Origin of the sequence: Paraburkholderia sp. SOS3 (genome assembly GCF_001922345.1) — a bacterium.
Taxonomy (GTDB): domain Bacteria; phylum Pseudomonadota; class Gammaproteobacteria; order Burkholderiales; family Burkholderiaceae; genus Paraburkholderia.
The window spans coordinates 1,916,047-1,932,948 of sequence record NZ_CP018811.1 but is presented as its reverse complement, the minus strand read 5'-3'; the positions used below and the strand labels follow the sequence as shown (position 1 = coordinate 1,932,948).

Below are 16,902 nucleotides of genomic sequence, written 5' to 3'. Positions count from 1 at the left end.
CGGGCATGAATTCCCAAACCGACCTTCTCCCCGCCTCCGCGAGCGCACCGGTCGCCACCGGCGGCGCGATCGCAAGTCCCGTGCAGCACGCGCAATTCGTCGACTGGATGCGCTCGGTCGCCCCGTACATCCACGCGTTCCACAACAAGACGTTCGTGGTCGGCTTCGGCGGCGAGGTGGTGCATCAGGGGCTGCTCAACGCGCTGGTGTCCGATATCGCGCTGCTGCAGGCGATGGGCATTCAGATCGTGCTCGTGCACGGTTCGCGCCCGCAGGTCGAAGAGCAAATGAGCCTGCACGGCGTGCAATCCGAATTCTCGCAGGGTATGCGCATTACCGATGCGCGCGCCCTCGAATCGGCGAAGGAAGCGGCTGGCGAAGTACGCCTCGATATCGAAGCCGCGATCAGCCAGGGCTTGCCGAATACGCCGATGGCGCATGCGCACATTAGCGTCGTGTCGGGCAATTTCGTGACCGCGCGGCCGGTCGGCATTCTCGACGGTGTCGATTTCCAGCATACGGGCGTCGTGCGCAAGATCGATGCCGAGTCGATCCGCCATTCGCTTGCAAGCCGCAAGCTCGTGCTGCTGTCGCCGCTCGGCTTCTCGCCGACCGGCGAGGCGTTCAACCTCGCGATGGAAGACGTCGCCTCGGCCGCGGCCATTGCGCTACGCGCCGACAAGCTCGTGTTCCTGACCGAAACCGATGGCCTGTTCGAAGGCGGCGAACTGATCCGCGAACTGTCGCTCGACGACGCGTACAAGCTGCAGGAAAGCGGCCAGGTGCAAGGCGATGCGGGCTTCTATCTGAAGCACTCGATTCGTGCGTGCCGCGGCGGCGTCGTGCGCGCGCACATCATTCCGTACGCGCTCGACGGCAGCCTGCTGCTCGAACTGTTCCTGCACGACGGCGTCGGCACGATGATCTCGTACGAGAACCTCGAGAGCCTGCGCGAAGCGAGCCCTGACGACGTGGGCGGCATCCTCACGCTGATCGAGCCGCTCGAGACCGACGGCACGCTCGTGCGGCGCGGCCGGCATCAGATCGAGCGCGACATCGACCACTTCTCGGTGATCGAGCACGATGGCGTGCTGTTCGGATGCGCGGCGCTCTACCCGTACACGCAGGAACGCATCGGCGAGATGGCGTGCCTGACGGTCGCGCCCGAAGCGCAAAATTCCGGCGACGGGGAACGGCTGTTGCGCCGCATCGAGCAACGCGCGCGGGCGCGCGGACTGACGCGCATCTTCGTGCTCACCACGCGCACCGAACACTGGTTCCTGAAGCGCGGCTTCGTGAAGGCCACGGTGGACGACCTGCCCGAAGACCGTCGCCGTCTCTACAACTGGCAACGCAAGTCGCTCGTGCTGATGAAGCAGCTGTGAGCGCAACCGCGACCGCCCCCTATTTTTCAGGAGAAGCACAGTATGGCTCGCATGGTTCAATGCACGAAGCTCGGCAAGGAAGCCGAAGGCCTCGATTTCCCGCCGCTACCCGGCGAACTCGGCAAGCGGATCTATGAGAACGTGTCGAAGGAAGCGTGGCAGGCGTGGCTCAAGCAGCAGACGATGCTGATCAACGAAAATCGCCTCAATATGGCCGACCCGCGCGCGCGCCAGTATCTGATGAAGCAGACCGAAAAATTCTTTTTCGGTGAAGGCGCCGATCAGGCGTCGGGCTACGTGCCGCCGTCGCAGGGCTAAGATCAACGCTAAAAACTACACGCTGCAGGCCCCGAAATCCGCGCTTTTTTGCGCGGATTTTTTTTGTTTTTTAGCCGCACGCCGTGCGCTGACCTTCTCTCCGGACGAGGTCTCGAAAATAAGCCGTATCCCCCGCCCGGCAAGGGATAGAGCGCCTTCCGACGGGCCTTATGGGGCAAGGCGTTTGCACGATCCTCTGTTATCGTGCTAACATGTTCATCGTTTTAACGGCAACTTACCTGCATTTCGCCATTCAAACCGGTTTAATCGGATCTTTTGCGCGGATCTTTTGCGCGGATCTTTCTCGCGCACGCGCGCCGCACTGTCCGCTCCCGGTAGCGAATCGTTTTCAACGGAAGGCTGAGCGTCGCCGCCAGCCCTTCAACCGGCGCAAGCAATCGCGGCAAACCGCCCGATTGCCCACGCCATCCTGCATCTGCGCCCGCTACGCGGGTCTGCGGTTTACCGCGACGCGATGCAAACCTGCAGCAGTACCCAACCGAGTGCACTTTCGCGACGACCCGCGACGCACGGGGCGTTCTACTTTTTGCGCCCGCCGCACATCAGGCCCGGATCCACGGGAACCGGTACCAGGCCGTCGACGAAACCGCACTTTTCCCAGCACCCGTGGCTCAACGCATCGGCGTTCGGCCGCAGTCATTGGAGATTTTCACCTTGACCGCTTCCAGCAACGGCTTCTGGCGACACAACAATAACGACAACCGTCTTTCGCTCGACGACATCACGATCGTCGACAACAGCCTTCTCAAACGTGCCGTCGGCGCCATGGCGCTCGGCAACGCCATGGAATGGTTCGACTTCGGCGTGTACAGCTACATCGCCGTCACGCTCGGCAAAGTGTTCTTTCCGTCCAGCAGCCCGTCCGCACAGCTGATCGCCACCTTCGGCACGTTCGCAGCCGCCTTTCTCGTGCGGCCGATCGGCGGCATGGTGTTCGGCCCTCTGGGCGACCGCATCGGGCGCCAGCGCGTACTCGCGATGACGATGATCATGATGGCGGTCGGCACGTTCGCGATCGGCCTGATTCCGAGCTATACGTCGATCGGCGTGATGGCGCCCGTGTTGCTGCTCGTCGCGCGCCTCGTGCAAGGCTTTTCGACGGGCGGCGAATACGGCGGCGCAGCCACCTTCATCGCCGAGTTTTCGACCGACCGGCGGCGCGGCTTCATGGGCAGCTTCCTCGAATTCGGCACGCTGGTCGGCTATATCCTCGGCGCGGGCACCGTTGCGGTGCTGACGGCGACGCTGTCGCAGGACGCGTTGCTGTCGTGGGGCTGGCGCGTGCCGTTCATGATCGCGGGTCCGCTCGGGCTCGTCGGCCTCTATATCCGTCTGAAGCTCGAAGAAACGCCGGCGTTCAGGAAAGAAGCCGAAGCACGCGAGGCCGAAGAAAAGTCGCGTCCGACACAGACGCTGCGCGAGCTGCTCGCGCAGCAATGGAAGCCGCTGCTGCTGTGCGTGGGTCTCGTGCTGATCTTCAACGTGACCGACTATATGGCGCTGTCCTATCTGCCGAGCTATCTGTCGGCAACGCTGCACTTCAACGAAACGCACGGCCTGTTCCTCGTGCTGCTCGTGATGGTGCTGATGATGCCGATGACGCTCTTCGCCGGCCGTCTGTCGGACGCGATCGGCCGCAAGCCCGTGATGCTGTTCGGCTGCGTGGGCCTGTTCGTGCTGGCGGCGCCCGCGCTGCTGCTGATCCGCGTGGGTACGGTGCTGCCGGTTTTTACCGGGCTGCTGATTCTCGGCGCGCTGCTCTCGACGTTCACCGGCGTCATGCCGTCGGCACTGCCCGCGCTGTTCCCGACGAGAATCCGCTATGGCGCGCTCGCCATCGGCTTCAACGTGTCGGTGTCGCTGTTCGGCGGCACGACGCCGCTCGTCGCGGCGTGGCTCGTCGAGCACACGGGCAATCTGATGATGCCCGCGTACTACCTGATGGGCGCGTCGCTGATCGGCATCGTGTCGGTGGTCGCGTTGCGCGAGACCGCGAAGAAGCCGCTGCTCGGCTCGGCGCCGTGCGTCGCGACGCGCGCCGAAGCGCATGCGGTGCTGCGCGGCCAGCGCGAGGCCGAAGAACTCGACGAAGCCTATGCGGCCACGGCTGCCGTGCGGGCCTGATTAAGGCTCGAAGGCGCGCCGGCGTTCAGTCCGGCGCGTATTTGAATTCGGGTAGCGCCTCGATCGACTGCTTCGTCGCATCGGGCAGCATGACCTGTTTGTCGCTGATTTGCAGGCTGCTAAACGGTATCGCGACGTAGTGCTTGCCCATTCCGAGAAAGCCGCCCACGGACAGGATCGCGAACGCATTGCGATCCGATGGCGAGAGAATCAGGTCGTCGATCGTGCCGATGCGATCCTTGTCGCGGTTGTACACGGTCGCGCCGGACAGCTTCGACGCGCGAAAACCTTGCCCCGTCTGAACGACGTCGACGCGCCGTTCCGTTACCGACTGCGGCGCGCCTTGCGCGATCGCGCTCGTCGCCGCGCCCATCGTCGCGCCTGCCGCGACGAGTCCGGCCATCAACATGGAAATCGGTCGCTGGATCACGGCTCCTCCCTTTGCGCTTATCCCTCGCCTGGCATTGCCAGGCCGCGCAGTTGTTAAATGAAACCTGCAAAGCGCATGCGCGCGCGACGGGGATGCCGCGCGTGCCGATGCTTCCTGACAAGCAGATTTAGCAAGGGTCGTGCCGCGGAACGAAATGCTTTGCGCACGCCTGAGAGAGACGGGGGACGGGCAATCGCGAGATCAACGCGCCTTCGCGCGCTTGCGAAGCGATGCCGTCAGGCAATCAACGTATGCAGCGTCGCACGTACCCGTGCACCATCGATCAGCAGCAGGCCGGCGGAGATGGGCAGTTTGAAACGTCTTGGTCCGGCGCTACCGGGGTTCACGTACAACACGCCGTCGCGCTCGTCGATCAGCGGCTTGTGAGAATGGCCGGTGACGACGATGCGCACGCCGTCGCGCTGTACGTTCTTGCCGACATCGGCGATATCGTGCACGACGAGAATCGTCACGTCCTGCACCGTGAGCGTTGCGTGCGTCGGCAACGCCGCGGCCCATGCGCCGATGTCGTTGTTGCCGCGCACGGCCGTGAGCGGCGCGATTGCGCGCAATGCGTCGAGCACCGCGGGCTCGCAGATGTCGCCCGCATGAACGATGGCGTCGCAACCTTCGAGATGCCGCAGCGCCTCGGGCCGCACGAGGTTATGCGTATCGGAAATGAGGCCGATGCGAGCCGCTTTCGAACCGACGGAAGACGTCGCACCCATCGCCCTTCACTCCTCCTTGAGCACGTGTTCGATGCGCCGGTCGGGTACGAGCCAGATCGCCGCGGTGAGCGTGTACAGCGCAGCCGACACCGAAGGCAGCACGAACGCGAACACGACGCCCGCCAGATACAGCACCACGGAAAGCTTGCCTTTCCTGTCGCTGCCGAGCGCACGGGCAAGCGTCGAGTCGGGACCGTGCTGGCGAATCATCACGTGCGCAAGAATGAAATACGCGATCGCCGACATGAACAGCACGAGGCCATAGAACGCGGTCGGCCACGCGGCCAGATGACTTTCGCCGAGCCAGTGCGTGACCGCAGGCAGCAGCGACAGCCAGAACAGCAGATGCAGATTGGCCCATAGCGTCGCGCCGTTGACCTTCTGCACGGTATGGAACATATGGTGATGGTTGTTCCAGTAGATGCCGACGTAGATAAAGCTCAGCACATACGCGCAGAACACCGGCACGACGGGGCGCAGCGACTCGAGATCGAACCCTTCGGGCACCTTGAGTTCGAGCACCATGATCGTGATGATGATGGCGATCACGCCGTCGCTGAACGCTTCGATACGCCCTTTGCCCATCTGCCGGTTTCCTTGTTGATCGATTCGATGACGACGGTGTATGCGCGGCAAGCAGGCGCGCTGCGGCCGATTATCAGCGATCATCCGGCAACTTGTCGACCTCGGGTTCGAGCATGGACGCCGCCGCGCCGTAGTGAACGGCCAGCCACACGGACGGCTGAGCGGGATGCGTCCACGCGACGCGATGCCGGCGATGCGCCTCGATGCGGATATAGTCGCCGGGCCGCATCTCGTGCAGTGCTTCGCCATGCTCGAACTCGAGCGCAGCCGCGCCGCTGAGCAGCACGACCCATTCTTCGCGCGGGCTGTCGTACCAGAAGTCCGGTGCACTCGCATGCGCCATCGACACGATGCGCTCGACCGTCAGGTCGCCGCGCTCGACGAGCACGTCGACATGCTCGAGCGGACCCGGTTCGACCGCGCCGAACAGATTGCCCGCTGCGGTGGCGGGCAGCGGCTCCTTTGCGGCGGATGTCATGCGAGCGCGCCTTACTCGAGCGACTTCAAACCGTCGAGCAGCGTCGGCACGAGCTCGCTGATCGTCGGGTGGATGTGCACCGCGAATTGCAGCGTCGGATACGGCGCGCGCGCCGTCATGATGTCGATGATCGTGTGAATCGCCTCGTCGCCTTCGATGCCGAGAATCGTCGCGCCGAGAATCTGTTTCGTCTGCGCATCGACGAGCACCTTCATGAAGCCGTCGGTCTCGCCGCGCTCGCGCGCGCGGCCGACGCGCGTCATCGGCATCGTCGAGATCAGCGCTGCGCGACCCGACCGGCGAACCTCCGTTTCCGATAGACCGACACGCGCGAGCGGCGGGTCGACGAACACCGCGTACGCCATGATGCGGTCGTCGGCGCTGCGCTGGCCGTTATCGAGCAGATTCGCCGCGACGATCTGGAAATCGTCGTAGGAGGTGTGCGTGAATGCGCCGCGGCCGTTGACGTCGCCGATCGCCCAGATGCCGGGCACATTCGTGCGCAACTGGCCGTCGACCGGAATCGTGCCGTGCCCGTCCACGTGGACCCCGGCGGCATCGAGGCCGAGATCGTCGGTGTTCGGCCGGCGGCCCGTTGCGAACAGCAGATGCGATCCTTCCACGGGAATACCGGAAGCACACGACACGCGCGCAGCCGTCGCACCGTCGCCATCGAGCGGCTCGATGCGCACAGGCTCCGAACTAAAACGAAACGCGATGCCCTCGCGCGCGAGCACCTTTTGCACGGCGTCCGAGAAGTCCGCATCTTCGCGCGACAACACGCGCTCGCCGCGCGCGAGCACCGTGACGCGGCTGCCGAAGCGGCGAAACACCTGCGCGAACTCGAGCGCGATATAGCTCGCGCCGACAATCACGAGATGCTCGGGCAGCTCGGTCAGATCGAGCAGCGACGAGTTCGTGAAGTAACGGATCCGCTCGAGCCCGTCGATGCGCGGAATGACCGGACGTGTGCCGGTGTTCAGAAAAAATTCGTCCGCACTGAGTGCGTCGACGATGCGGCCTTCATGATCGGCAATCGAGATTCGATGCGGGCCGGTAAACCGTGCATGGCCGTTGAACACCGACACGTTTTGCGTCGAGCGCAGCCACTTCTCGACGCCGGTGCGCGACTGGCCGATGATGCGATCCTTGCGCGCCTTCACCTCGGCGAGATCGACCGTCACATCGCCGCTCACGTGCACGCCGTATGCAGCGGCGTTGCGCGCCACATGCGCGGCGCGCGCGCTCGCGACATAAGCCTTGGTCGGCGTGCAACCGACGTTCACGCAGGTGCCGCCGAATAGTTCGCGCTCGACAATGGCGGTCTTGCGGCCGCTCTTGCCGAGCCGTACCGCAAGCGGCGAACCGCCTTGTCCTGTACCGATCACGATTGCGTCGAAATGCTGTGGCATGGCGGATCTCCCAAGCGCGGTCGAGGATCGGTCATCTTACGCCAGCCTCGCGATGGCAGCGCCCGCGGCGGGGCAGAGCCCCGTGCCAGAAGCGTGCAACAAAAAGCAAACCGGGCGACATGCGCCCGGTTTGCGTGGCGGCGGCGCGTCATGCGCTCGCCAGTCTCGACCCTTGTTGCGGCTCGATTAGCGACTTTTGCGAAACCTCTGCTGTTACCTGGAACGTTGCCGATTCAATGCGCCCGTTCTTCGTCGCCATGGCAGACCATCTGACACATCAGCTCGCGCGAGCGCTGCAGTGCGGCGCGCGCCCCATTGGTCGCGACGAGTACGCCAACCTGGCCAAGATTGAAGTCGGTCGACACCATCATTTGCATCAGCGACAACATCGGCAGCACCACTGCCGGATGGTAGATCTGCCGCTCGATCAAGGTTTTCATGACTGCTCCCAAAGCGCGGAGCCCTCACACCCCCGAGCGCGCCGCCAAGCTACGTTTCCATGGAAGCAATTTTAGAGATGGGCGCCCTGTGGATAAATGCCGCCAGGGCGAAGTCACTTGTCAATGAGAGACAACAATCCCGGCACGCGGCCGCACCGCACCGCACCGCACCGCACCGCACCGGGTTACGGCATCGAGCGTGGCGGTTCGGTGGACGCCGCTATTCGAGCGGCGTATCGATGAACACCGGCAACGCTTCGGCGCGGGCCGAAAACGCGGCGAGCGCCGGATAACGGGCCGGATCGACGACGCCCGGCAACATGTACTGCGTGAACCGCCACGCGATCGCAACCGTGATGTCGGGCTGCATCATCCGCTCGCCGATGAGCCATGCATCGCATTTCGGTCCACTTTGGTCAGCCTCGCTGTGATTGCCCCCATTGCCCGCGGCGAGCGCCGCTTCCAGCTGACCATATGCGCCATGCAACTGCCGCTGCACGCGCTCGAGCCACGGCTCATGGCGTTTCTCTTCGGGCCGCAGCATGTTTTCGTAGACGGAGTGCATGGTCTTTTCACATGCGGCGAGCGCGAAGCCGATCAGATGCAGTGCTTTCGCGCGCGCGCCGAGGTCGTCAGGCATCAGCCGCCGCTCGGGCGCGGCCATGCGCTCGAGGTAGTCGAGGATCAGCGTCGAGTCGGTCAACGTCGTGCCGTCGTCGGTGATGAGCGTGGGCGCCTTGACGGCGGGGTTCGTGTTCGCAAATTCGTCGAAGTGCCGAAACACCGAAAGCGCGCGGTGCTCGTACGGGATGCCGTACATCGCAAGCGAGATCGCAACGCGACGGACGAACGGGGAATCGAGCATGCCGATCAGTTGCATGGTCTGCGCTCCTCTGTTGGGTTGTTTTTTGGGGTCGATCGTGCGAACGACGGCACGATGGAGCGGCTACTTTAGACGAATGGCGAGCAACTGGCGACTGGCAATTGCGCACGTTGCGGGCGGGCGCGACTGCCGCGAGCAGAAGCGATTTGTGGTGATGCACGGCGCGAACGCATCGCGCCGCGCGTAGCTGGGCTCAGCTTGCGACGACGTGCGTCGGCTCGAACGACATCGCGCCCGTGTTGCCATCCGGCCGCCGGAAGATCGTCGTCCCATGACCGTTCAGATCGAGCAGCGAGATCGACACGGCCTGCGTGAAGCCGATCGTCACCGAGATGGCTTCGTCAGCGGCTTGACCGGCAGACGACGGCGCATCGTTCGTTTCGCCCGCACCGTTCGCACCGTCCGCGCCGTCCGCACTGCCCGTTCCCGAGCCCTTGTCCCGGTTCGCCTGGCTCAGCCGGTTCGACGCGTCCTCGGTGCCGTGCAGCGTCGGACGCGCGAGCGCGGCGAGCAACTGGCTCAACACCTGGGCTGCCTCGTTGGCCGTGCTGTTGTTGGCGCCGGTGGGCAGCGTGGCGGGGTTCTGATCGTTCGTTGCGTCATTGCCGTCGCCGTTGCCGCGTCCGGCGTGGCCCGGCAGCAGATTCAGGATGCCGGTCGGCGCCTGCAGCGCGAGGATCGGCAATGCCGCAGCGCCCGGCCCCGAAATTTCGGTGACCGACGTGACCGAGCTGATCTGTTGCTCCTTCAGCGAAATCGACAGTTTGCCGGTTGTCGGATCGAAGTCGATCGAAACCGAGCCCGAGCGCTCGTTGACCGCAACCGACGACGCCGACATCGTCGTCGAGCCGTAGCTCGACGAGACTGCCGTCGCGACCGTCGTCGATTCGTCGAAGCTCGCGTTCAGGTCGACCGGACCGCCCTTCTGCAACTGCTCGACGAAGCTTTTGCTGGCCGCGTCGGCCTGCTGCTGGCTGAAGCCGTTTTGCACGAGAAACTGGTCGAGCGCCGAGCCCAGCTGGGCGTTCGACGTCGCCGATACTTCGCGCAGGCCGGTCGACGGGTCGACCGTCGTTGCGCCTTGCGCCGCTTGTCCGAAGGCCTGTGCAAGCTGACCTACGCTTGCGGCCGCCTGCATCGCAGCGGCAAGCGCGGCGGCCGCGAGCGAGCCGGCATCGGACGCCGTGCCCGCCTGGCTGGCTTTGGTCCGGTTTGCGTTGGCGGACTGGTCCTGAGGATCGAGTGCGCCCAGCAACCCGGGAACGGTACTGCCGCTGATAGGAGTCGACATGTAAGGTGATCGGAGGGGTGGTTTCCGGATACCGCGGGCCGCCACGGTGGGCGAACCGCTGGTGCTTGCCTGACGATATCGGCAGATTGGGGGCGAGGCTTGAGGGGGTTGCGCAAAATGGAAAAAGCCCGCCGCAGCGGGCTCGGGCCGGGTTCGGCATCGGCCTGCTACGCGTGCGCCAATGCCTCGAGTGCCGCGCGCGCGAGGAAACCGCTTCGTGTTTCGTGACGTGCCGTCACATCACGGGGAAGATACGGCTCGGCGCGATGGGCGCAAACCCGGTGCAGGTCGGACGCATCAAGTGAGGAGGAGGCCCTCCCAAACCAAGATACGGCACGCGGATCATCCTCAATCGAGGGGATCGAAATCATCGTCCCCAAGGGCGATCAACCAGAGTATTTCCGCGAATCGCTCCAACCCTATCGTCCCTTCGGCGACCCGGACCATAATTTCCTCAAGTCGCGCATCCCGGTCGACAGTGATTCCCTGAAGCCTGAGGTAGGTCAAGGCAGAGACCAAGGCCGTACGTTTGTTCGCGTCGTTGAAAACGTGACCTCGTGCAATCGCGACGCCATACATCGCCGCAATGCCAAACACATCGTTCAAACCGGCATATTGTGCCCAATTGTCAATGCGGGCCAACGTGCTTTGCAAGCCGTCAAAGCCTCGGCCGGAGAAACCGGCGAGGCCTGGCTCTTCAAGCAGAATCTCGTCGTGAATTTGCAGAACGAAAGCGGCGTCGAGCACAAGTCAGCGCTTTGCCAGCGCTTTGATGACGTCCCGATGCTCCTGGATAACTGCCCGAGCTGCGGCAACGACCGTACGACGATCCGCTTCGGTGTCAACGCGAACGACATTCTTCGGAGCAATCATCGGACGAGCGGAACCAGAGACGGAAGTCTTCTTCGTGTCCTTGGTGTTCATAGCTGCTCTCCGGTGGAATGTGATGTACGTAGTCCCGCTATAACGGCATTTCAACCCCAAAATGAAGTCAAATGCTCATACACAACGGTTTCGCCCATTGTACACGGGACCATTATCTGGCGTGTTTTCCGGTAGATCCTGGGAACTGTTGGGAGATGGGGTGGTGCCGGGGACCGGACTCGAACCGGCAAGCCGTTAAGCGGCGGATTTTCTTCACACCACGTCTTTCGACGCCGGCGCATACCGGGCGGTATTGCCGTTCGTGCGCTGGACTATGCCTTCGCCATCGCCGCGAAGCGCAGCATCGAGCTGCGTGCCGCCTTAGGCGCCCCCCGTCTAGTCTCTACACCTTCCGCGCGTTCGCCTCGTGAGCGGCGGCGGGCTTGGCTCGGCGTTGCCGCGGAAGCTCATGCTCGATAAGCCGTCCAGGGGTTTCGCCGAATTTGAGGGGTTCTGCACCGGCCGTTTCCGACCAGGCACTCAATCATTTAAGTCCGCTATGTTTACCAATTTCATCACCCCGGCAAGGGCGGACCGGATTCTACCACCGCCCGGCGAGCCTCACCAAAACGGCGTGTCGGCCTTTTGTACGTCACGGTACCGTCATATTCGTTGCCGATAATGCGCGACGAAAACGTTTACACGAAACCGGGCCGACACAATGACTCCGACCATCAAGGATGTCGCTGCGCATGCGGGCTTTTCGATCGCCACGGTCTCGCGCGCCATCAACGCGCCGCACACCGTCAACCCGGTAACGCTCGAAAAAGTCCGTCAGTCGATCGAGGCGCTCGACTTTCGCCCGAGTCCGCTCGGCCGCCAGTTGCGCGGCGAGCGCAACCGCCTGATCGGCGTCGTCCTGCCGACGCTCGCGAATCCGGTCTTCGCCGAATGTCTGCAAGGCATCGACGAGCTCGCCGCGGCTCAAGGCTACCGCCTCATGCTGATGACCACGCAGTACGACGCCGAGCGCGAACGTCACGCGATCGAGACGCTGCGCGAGCAGCGCGTCGAGGGGCTGATCCTGACCGTCGCGGACGCCGATACCCACCCGCTGCTCGACGAACTCGACCGTTCCGGCATGCTCTACGTGCTGATGCACAACGATACGGTGCGCCGTCCGTCGGTGTCGGTCGATAACCGGCTCGCGGCGTTCGAAGGCGTGCGCATGCTGATCGCGCACGGCCATCGGCGCGTCCTGATGCTGGCCGGCACGCTCGCCGCGTCGGATCGCGCCCGGCTGCGCCACCTCGGCTACACGCAGGCCATGCAGCAGGCCGGCCTCGCGCCGGCGCCGGCGCTCGAGATCGACTTCAACGCCGACGAACTCGCGCCGTCGGTGCTCGCGCATCTGACCGGCGCGCACCGCCCGACCGCCCTCTTCTGCAGCAACGATCTGCTCGCCATGGTCGTGATGCGCGGCCTGCGCCGCGCGCGCTTCGACGTGCCGCGCGACATGTCGATTCTCGGCTTCGACGGCCTCGCAATGGGCGAGCTGCTCGCGCCGCCGCTCGCCAGCATCGGCTCGCCGAATCGCGAGATCGGCTGCTCCGCGTGGCGGCGTCTGATCGGGCGGCTCGACGGCACATACACGGACGCCTCGCTGTCGCTGACCTTGCCGCACACGCTGCGCGAAGGCGCAACGATCGCAGCGATTTCGAACAGCGTCGATACGGTGTCGACGATGCGCGCGTTCGACGCAACGCATACGGCGCCCCGGTGACGCCGTTTCACCCGACCTAGCAGTCAAACACCAGGCCGCGCTGGCGCTTCGCCACGCCCCCGACTCGCCGACTCCCATTCCACCGCCTTGGAGAAACGCTGTGAATCCGCATCGCCGCATGATCATCGACAGGCTGCTGCGTCCGTTCGCCCGGCGACGCCGCACCGCCGCCGCGCTCGCTTCCCGTCTTGCGTCCCGTCGTGCAGCCGCTGCGACACTCGCCGCACTCGGCGCGTTCGGCATACTCGGCACACTGAGCGCCGTTCCGCTCGCGCACGCGGAAGAAACCGCCATCTGCTACAACTGCCCCCCTGAATGGGCCGACTGGGCGAGCCAGATCAAGGCGATCCGGCAATCGACCGGCATCCGCGTGCCGTTCGACAACAAGAACTCGGGCCAGGCCATCGCGCAACTGATCGCCGAAGCAAAGAGCCCGGTCGCGGACGTCGTCTATCTCGGCGTATCGTCGGCGTTCCAGGCGAAAGACAAGGGCGTGATCCAGCCGTACAAACCCGCGCACTGGAACGACATCCCCGCGAACATGAAGGACCCGCAAGGCTACTGGTTCGCGATCCATTCGGGCACGCTCGGCTTTTTTGTCAACAAGGACGCGCTCGAAGGCAAGCCCGTGCCGCGCTCATGGGCCGATCTGCTGAAACCCGAATACAAAGGCATGATCGGTTATCTCGATCCGTCGAGCGCGTTCGTCGGCTATGCGGGAGCAGTCGCCGTGAACGAGGCGCTCGGCGGCAGTTTCGATAACTTCAAGCCGGGCCTCGACTGGTTCCGCAAGCTCAAGGCCAACGATCCGATCGTGCCGAAGCAAACCGCCTATGCGCGCGTTCTGTCGGGCGAAATTCCGATCCTGCTCGACTACGACTTCGACGCGTATCGCGCGAAATACAAGGACCATGCGAACGTCGAGTTCGTCATTCCGCAGGAAGGCACGATCTCCGTGCCGTACGTGATGAGTCTCGTGAAGGGCGCGCCGCACGACGCGAACGGCAAGAAGGTGCTCGACTTCGTGTTATCCGACGAAGGGCAGAAGCGGTGGGCGAACGCCTATCTGCGCCCGGTGCGGGCGAACGAAATCAGCGCCGATGCGGCAAGCAGATTCCTGCCCGCAAGCGACTACGCGCGCGCCAAAGCCGTCGATTTCGCGAAAATGGCCGGCAAGCAGCAAAGCTTCGGCGAGCAATATCTGCAGGTGATGCATTGAACGACATCACGTTCCCGCGGCTTTGGCGCATGGCATTCGTTGCGCCGGCGCTGTCGGTGTTCATCGCATTCTGGCTGCTGCCGATCGCCGCGCTCGTGCAGCTGAGCGGCAACGGCCGGCCGTTTGCGACGTACAAGGCGCTGCTGACCAACGCGCGCTATATGCAAAGCCTCGGCGAAACCGTCGTGCTGTCGGCGGCCGTGACGGTCGCCACGCTCGTTCTATCGGTCATCGCCGGCCTGCTGCTCGCGCGCCGCGAGTTCGCCGGCAAACGCACGCTGCTCGCGCTGCTCACTTTTCCGCTGGCGTTTCCGGGCGTCGTCGTCGGCTTTATGGTGATCATGCTGGCGGGACGGCAAGGCCTGATCGGCACGCTGTCGATGAAACTGACCGGCGAGCGCTGGGTGTTCGCCTATTCGATGGCGGGCCTTTTCATCGGCTATCTGTACTTCTCGATTCCGCGCGTGATCGTCACCGTCATGGCGTCGGCAACCAGGCTCGATGCGTCGCTCGAAGAAGCGGCACGCTCACTGGGCGCATCGCCGTGGCGGATCATGTGCGACATCGTGCTGCCCGCGCTTGCGCCAGGGCTGATCGCGGCAGGCGCCGTATGCTTCGCGACCTCGATGGGCGCGTTCGGCACCGCCTTCACGCTCGCCACCGACATCGACGTGCTGCCGATGACGATCTACACGCAGTTCACCCTGAGCGCGAACATGGTCACGGCCGCGGGCCTGTCGATCATGCTCGGCATCGTCACGTGGGCGGTGCTCGCAGCGGCACGCAGCGCGACGGGCTCGGCCGTCGCGGCCACCGCATGATGGCGCGCGCGCACGAAGACGAGCGCCCGCCCATGAATACGGCGCCCGAGTTGCGACAGCACGCCGAACCGGGCACGCAAAACGTACGCGAACAGGCACGCGCGCAGGCATGCGCGCAGCCACGCCGCCGCGTGCTCGCGTGGCCATCGCTGCGCGGCTGGCTCGCGGCGGGCCAATGGCTCGTCACGCTCGCGCTGTGCGCATTCCTGATCGTGCCGATCGTGATGTCGGTGATCGCGGGCCTGACCGTCAATTACTTTCGCGGTATTGCGAGCGGACTCACTTTGCGCTGGCTCGGCGAGGTGTGGACGCAGTATCACGCGTCGGTATTCCTGTCTCTCGAAGTCGCGGCGGCCACGCTCGCCATCACGCTGATCACGGGCGTGCCGGCCGGCTATGCGCTCGCGCGCAGCAACACGCGCTTTGCGCGCGTCGTCGAAGAGCTGCTCGTCCTGCCCGTGGCATTGCCCGGGCTTGCGTCGGCGCTCGCGCTGCTCGTCGTCTACGGCGGCTTCACTGCGTTTCGCATGAGCGCGGCGTTTATCGTCGTCGGCCATGTCGTGTTCACGCTGCCGTTCATGGTGCGCGCGGTCGCCGCCGTCTGTGCGGGCACCGGACTGCGCACGCTCGAAGAAGGTGCGGCAAGCCTCGGCGCGACCTTCACGCAGCGCTTCGTGACAATCGTGCTGCCGAATATCCGACCGGGCATCGTCGCGGGCGCGCTCGCGGTGCTCACGCTGTCGATCGGCGAATTCAACCTCACGTGGATGCTGCACACGCCCGACACGAAAACGCTGCCGGTCGGCCTCGCCGATACCTACGCGTCGATGCGCATCGAAATCGGCAGTGCGTACACCATTCTGTTTTTCATCATGACGATGCCGCTGCTCGTCGCGATGCAATGGCTCGGCGTCGACGCGACCGGCCCGCGCCGCGCGACGCAAACCGCGAACACCGCAGTCGCAGCCACAACGCCGGCGCGCTCTTCGCGCTCCGATTACGCAGACGACTCAACCCCATCATGAAGCTCGCCCCTGTCTCCATCACCGTGTCGAACTGCGCGAAGACGTTTCGGGGCACGCGCGTGCTCGAGCCGCTCGAATTGCAGATCGGCGCCGGCGAGACGCTCGTGCTGCTCGGCCCGTCGGGCTGCGGCAAGACCACGACGCTAAGGCTGATCGCCGGGCTCGAAACGCCGGACCCAGGCGGCCGCGTCCGCTTCGGCAACGACGACGTCACCGCGCTGCCGATCGAAAAACGCGCAGTCGGCATGGTGTTTCAGAACTACGCGCTGTTTCCAAACCTGACGGTGCGCGGCAATGTCGGCTACGGGCTCAGGATCCGGCGCGTCGCCGCTCACGAAACGCGGCGCCGCGTCGACGAACTGCTCGCGATGATGCGGCTCACCGACCATGCGGACAAGCCCGTCGACCAGCTTTCGGGCGGCCAGCGCCAGCGCGTCGCCCTCGCCCGCGCGCTCGCGCCGCAACCGCGCGTGCTGCTGCTCGACGAGCCGTTGACCGCGCTCGATGCGCGGCTGCGCGATGCGCTGCGCGGCGAGATGAATGCGCTGTTGCGCGAACTCGGCATCACGACCGTCTACGTGACGCACGATCAGGCCGAAGCGATGGAACTCGGCGACCGCATCGTCGTGATGAGCGAAGGACGCATCGAACAGATCGGCGCGCCGCGCGACATCTACTATCGTCCGGCCAATCGCGCGGTCGCGCAGTTTATCGGCACGATCAACCGCGTGGCCGGTGCGTGGCGCGACGGTGTGCTGACGACGCGCGGCGGCGCGTTACGCGTGCCCGAGCCGCGCGCTGCGCAGACTGCGCGAAACAGTCAGGCACCCGGCGATGCACGCGATAGCGATACCCACGAAGTGTTCTTTCGCCCCGAAGACGCATGGCTTGCCGATCCATCGACCGCGCCGCTGCGCGGCGTCGTCGAGCACGCTGCGTTTCTCGGCGAACGCACGCGGCTCACGATTCGCGATGCGGCACCCGACGCATTGATCGTCGATGTCGCGGGCCGCGTCGAGCTGGCCCGCGGCACGACCGTCGGCATCTCGATCGCGCAGGATGCGCTGATTGCGCTATCGTGAACGAGACGCGCCG

At 64.6% G+C, this 16,902-nt stretch carries 18 protein-coding genes; 8 read left to right on the top strand and 10 right to left on the bottom strand.

What is annotated here, in order from left to right; translation table 11 throughout:
- Positions 1-5 precede the first annotated feature (5 nt).
- From argA to proP, 3 genes are all read left to right on the top strand, one after another.
- Entirely contained in the window at positions 6-1,385 is a 1,380-nt protein-coding gene (gene argA / locus BTO02_RS08865; RefSeq protein ID WP_075156722.1) for an amino-acid N-acetyltransferase, read from the top strand.
- 42 nt (positions 1,386-1,427) lie between these two features.
- Positions 1,428-1,703 (top strand): oxidative damage protection protein, encoded by a 276-nt coding sequence (locus BTO02_RS08860; protein ID WP_075156721.1) that lies wholly within the window; start codon positions 1,428-1,430, stop codon positions 1,701-1,703.
- Between the two features lie 675 nt (positions 1,704-2,378).
- The gene (gene proP, locus BTO02_RS08855) at positions 2,379-3,848 is read left to right on the top strand and encodes a glycine betaine/L-proline transporter ProP (protein WP_075158722.1); all 1,470 of its coding nucleotides are present in this window, start codon (positions 2,379-2,381) and stop codon (positions 3,846-3,848) included.
- A 25-nt stretch (positions 3,849-3,873) separates the two neighbouring features.
- Here the strand turns inward: proP and BTO02_RS08850 are convergent, their stop codons facing one another.
- From BTO02_RS08850 to BTO02_RS34210, 10 genes are all read right to left on the bottom strand, one after another.
- Positions 3,874-4,257, bottom strand: coding sequence for a PRC-barrel domain-containing protein (locus tag BTO02_RS08850; protein WP_075156720.1), 384 nt, complete (start codon positions 4,255-4,257; stop codon positions 3,874-3,876).
- Between the two features lie 257 nt (positions 4,258-4,514).
- Positions 4,515-5,006, bottom strand: a complete 492-nt coding sequence (locus BTO02_RS08845; RefSeq protein ID WP_075156719.1) for a metallophosphoesterase family protein — start codon at positions 5,004-5,006, stop codon at positions 4,515-4,517.
- A gap of 6 nt (positions 5,007-5,012) precedes the next feature.
- Positions 5,013-5,591, bottom strand: coding sequence for a TMEM175 family protein (locus BTO02_RS08840; RefSeq protein ID WP_075156718.1), 579 nt, complete (start codon positions 5,589-5,591; stop codon positions 5,013-5,015).
- A gap of 73 nt (positions 5,592-5,664) precedes the next feature.
- Entirely contained in the window at positions 5,665-6,069 is a 405-nt protein-coding gene (locus BTO02_RS08835; RefSeq protein ID WP_075156717.1) for a cupin domain-containing protein, read from the bottom strand.
- Positions 6,070-6,080: 11 nt separating this feature from the next.
- On the bottom strand, positions 6,081-7,481 hold the full coding sequence (locus BTO02_RS08830; RefSeq protein ID WP_075156716.1) for an FAD-containing oxidoreductase: 1,401 nt from the start codon (positions 7,479-7,481) through the stop codon (positions 6,081-6,083).
- A 233-nt stretch (positions 7,482-7,714) separates the two neighbouring features.
- Positions 7,715-7,921: a hypothetical protein gene (locus tag BTO02_RS08825; protein ID WP_075156715.1), complete on the bottom strand. Its 207-nt coding sequence runs from the start codon at positions 7,919-7,921 to the stop codon at positions 7,715-7,717.
- A gap of 220 nt (positions 7,922-8,141) precedes the next feature.
- Complete coding sequence (locus tag BTO02_RS08820; RefSeq protein WP_075156714.1) at positions 8,142-8,801, bottom strand: glutathione S-transferase family protein; 660 nt, start codon at positions 8,799-8,801, stop codon at positions 8,142-8,144.
- A 196-nt stretch (positions 8,802-8,997) separates the two neighbouring features.
- Positions 8,998-10,095 (bottom strand): hypothetical protein, encoded by a 1,098-nt coding sequence (locus tag BTO02_RS08815; RefSeq protein WP_156883784.1) that lies wholly within the window; start codon positions 10,093-10,095, stop codon positions 8,998-9,000.
- A 348-nt stretch (positions 10,096-10,443) separates the two neighbouring features.
- Complete coding sequence (locus BTO02_RS08810; RefSeq protein ID WP_075156712.1) at positions 10,444-10,842, bottom strand: type II toxin-antitoxin system death-on-curing family toxin; 399 nt, start codon at positions 10,840-10,842, stop codon at positions 10,444-10,446.
- Positions 10,843-10,845: 3 nt separating this feature from the next.
- Positions 10,846-11,019: a hypothetical protein gene (locus BTO02_RS34210; protein ID WP_156883783.1), complete on the bottom strand. Its 174-nt coding sequence runs from the start codon at positions 11,017-11,019 to the stop codon at positions 10,846-10,848.
- 661 nt (positions 11,020-11,680) lie between these two features.
- On the opposite strand from BTO02_RS34210, the gene BTO02_RS08800 reads away from it, so the two are divergent.
- From BTO02_RS08800 to BTO02_RS08780, 5 genes are all read left to right on the top strand, one after another.
- On the top strand, positions 11,681-12,742 hold the full coding sequence (locus BTO02_RS08800; protein WP_075156711.1) for a substrate-binding domain-containing protein: 1,062 nt from the start codon (positions 11,681-11,683) through the stop codon (positions 12,740-12,742).
- Positions 12,743-12,860: 118 nt separating this feature from the next.
- The gene (locus BTO02_RS08795; RefSeq protein ID WP_075158721.1) at positions 12,861-13,961 is read left to right on the top strand and encodes an ABC transporter substrate-binding protein; all 1,101 of its coding nucleotides are present in this window, start codon (positions 12,861-12,863) and stop codon (positions 13,959-13,961) included.
- Positions 13,958-14,782: an ABC transporter permease gene (locus tag BTO02_RS08790; protein ID WP_075156710.1), complete on the top strand. Its 825-nt coding sequence runs from the start codon at positions 13,958-13,960 to the stop codon at positions 14,780-14,782. The genes BTO02_RS08795 and BTO02_RS08790 overlap by 4 nt, the downstream gene beginning before the upstream one ends.
- Positions 14,783-14,814: 32 nt before the next feature.
- Positions 14,815-15,807 (top strand): ABC transporter permease, encoded by a 993-nt coding sequence (locus tag BTO02_RS08785; RefSeq protein WP_232243488.1) that lies wholly within the window; start codon positions 14,815-14,817, stop codon positions 15,805-15,807.
- Entirely contained in the window at positions 15,804-16,889 is a 1,086-nt protein-coding gene (locus BTO02_RS08780) for an ABC transporter ATP-binding protein (RefSeq protein WP_075156708.1), read from the top strand. The genes BTO02_RS08785 and BTO02_RS08780 overlap by 4 nt, the downstream gene beginning before the upstream one ends.
- Positions 16,890-16,902 lie beyond the last annotated feature (13 nt).

Coding starts and splice junctions, on each gene's coding strand:
- BTO02_RS08820 (WP_075156714.1), bottom strand. CDS start 8,801: ATGCAACTGATCGGCATGCTCGATTCCCCGTTCGTCCGTCGCGTTGCG.
- BTO02_RS08835 (WP_075156717.1), bottom strand. CDS start 6,069: ATGACATCCGCCGCAAAGGAGCCGCTGCCCGCCACCGCAGCGGGCAAT.
- BTO02_RS08830 (WP_075156716.1), bottom strand. CDS start 7,481: ATGCCACAGCATTTCGACGCAATCGTGATCGGTACAGGACAAGGCGGT.
- BTO02_RS08785 (WP_232243488.1), top strand. CDS start 14,815: ATGAATACGGCGCCCGAGTTGCGACAGCACGCCGAACCGGGCACGCAA.
- BTO02_RS08795 (WP_075158721.1), top strand. CDS start 12,861: ATGATCATCGACAGGCTGCTGCGTCCGTTCGCCCGGCGACGCCGCACC.
- BTO02_RS08780 (WP_075156708.1), top strand. CDS start 15,804: ATGAAGCTCGCCCCTGTCTCCATCACCGTGTCGAACTGCGCGAAGACG.
- BTO02_RS08815 (WP_156883784.1), bottom strand. CDS start 10,095: ATGTCGACTCCTATCAGCGGCAGTACCGTTCCCGGGTTGCTGGGCGCA.
- BTO02_RS08800 (WP_075156711.1), top strand. CDS start 11,681: ATGACTCCGACCATCAAGGATGTCGCTGCGCATGCGGGCTTTTCGATC.
- argA (WP_075156722.1), top strand. CDS start 6: ATGAATTCCCAAACCGACCTTCTCCCCGCCTCCGCGAGCGCACCGGTC.
- BTO02_RS08845 (WP_075156719.1), bottom strand. CDS start 5,006: ATGGGTGCGACGTCTTCCGTCGGTTCGAAAGCGGCTCGCATCGGCCTC.
- BTO02_RS08850 (WP_075156720.1), bottom strand. CDS start 4,257: ATGTTGATGGCCGGACTCGTCGCGGCAGGCGCGACGATGGGCGCGGCG.
- BTO02_RS08860 (WP_075156721.1), top strand. CDS start 1,428: ATGGCTCGCATGGTTCAATGCACGAAGCTCGGCAAGGAAGCCGAAGGC.
- BTO02_RS08840 (WP_075156718.1), bottom strand. CDS start 5,591: ATGGGCAAAGGGCGTATCGAAGCGTTCAGCGACGGCGTGATCGCCATC.
- BTO02_RS08825 (WP_075156715.1), bottom strand. CDS start 7,921: ATGAAAACCTTGATCGAGCGGCAGATCTACCATCCGGCAGTGGTGCTG.
- BTO02_RS34210 (WP_156883783.1), bottom strand. CDS start 11,019: ATGAACACCAAGGACACGAAGAAGACTTCCGTCTCTGGTTCCGCTCGT.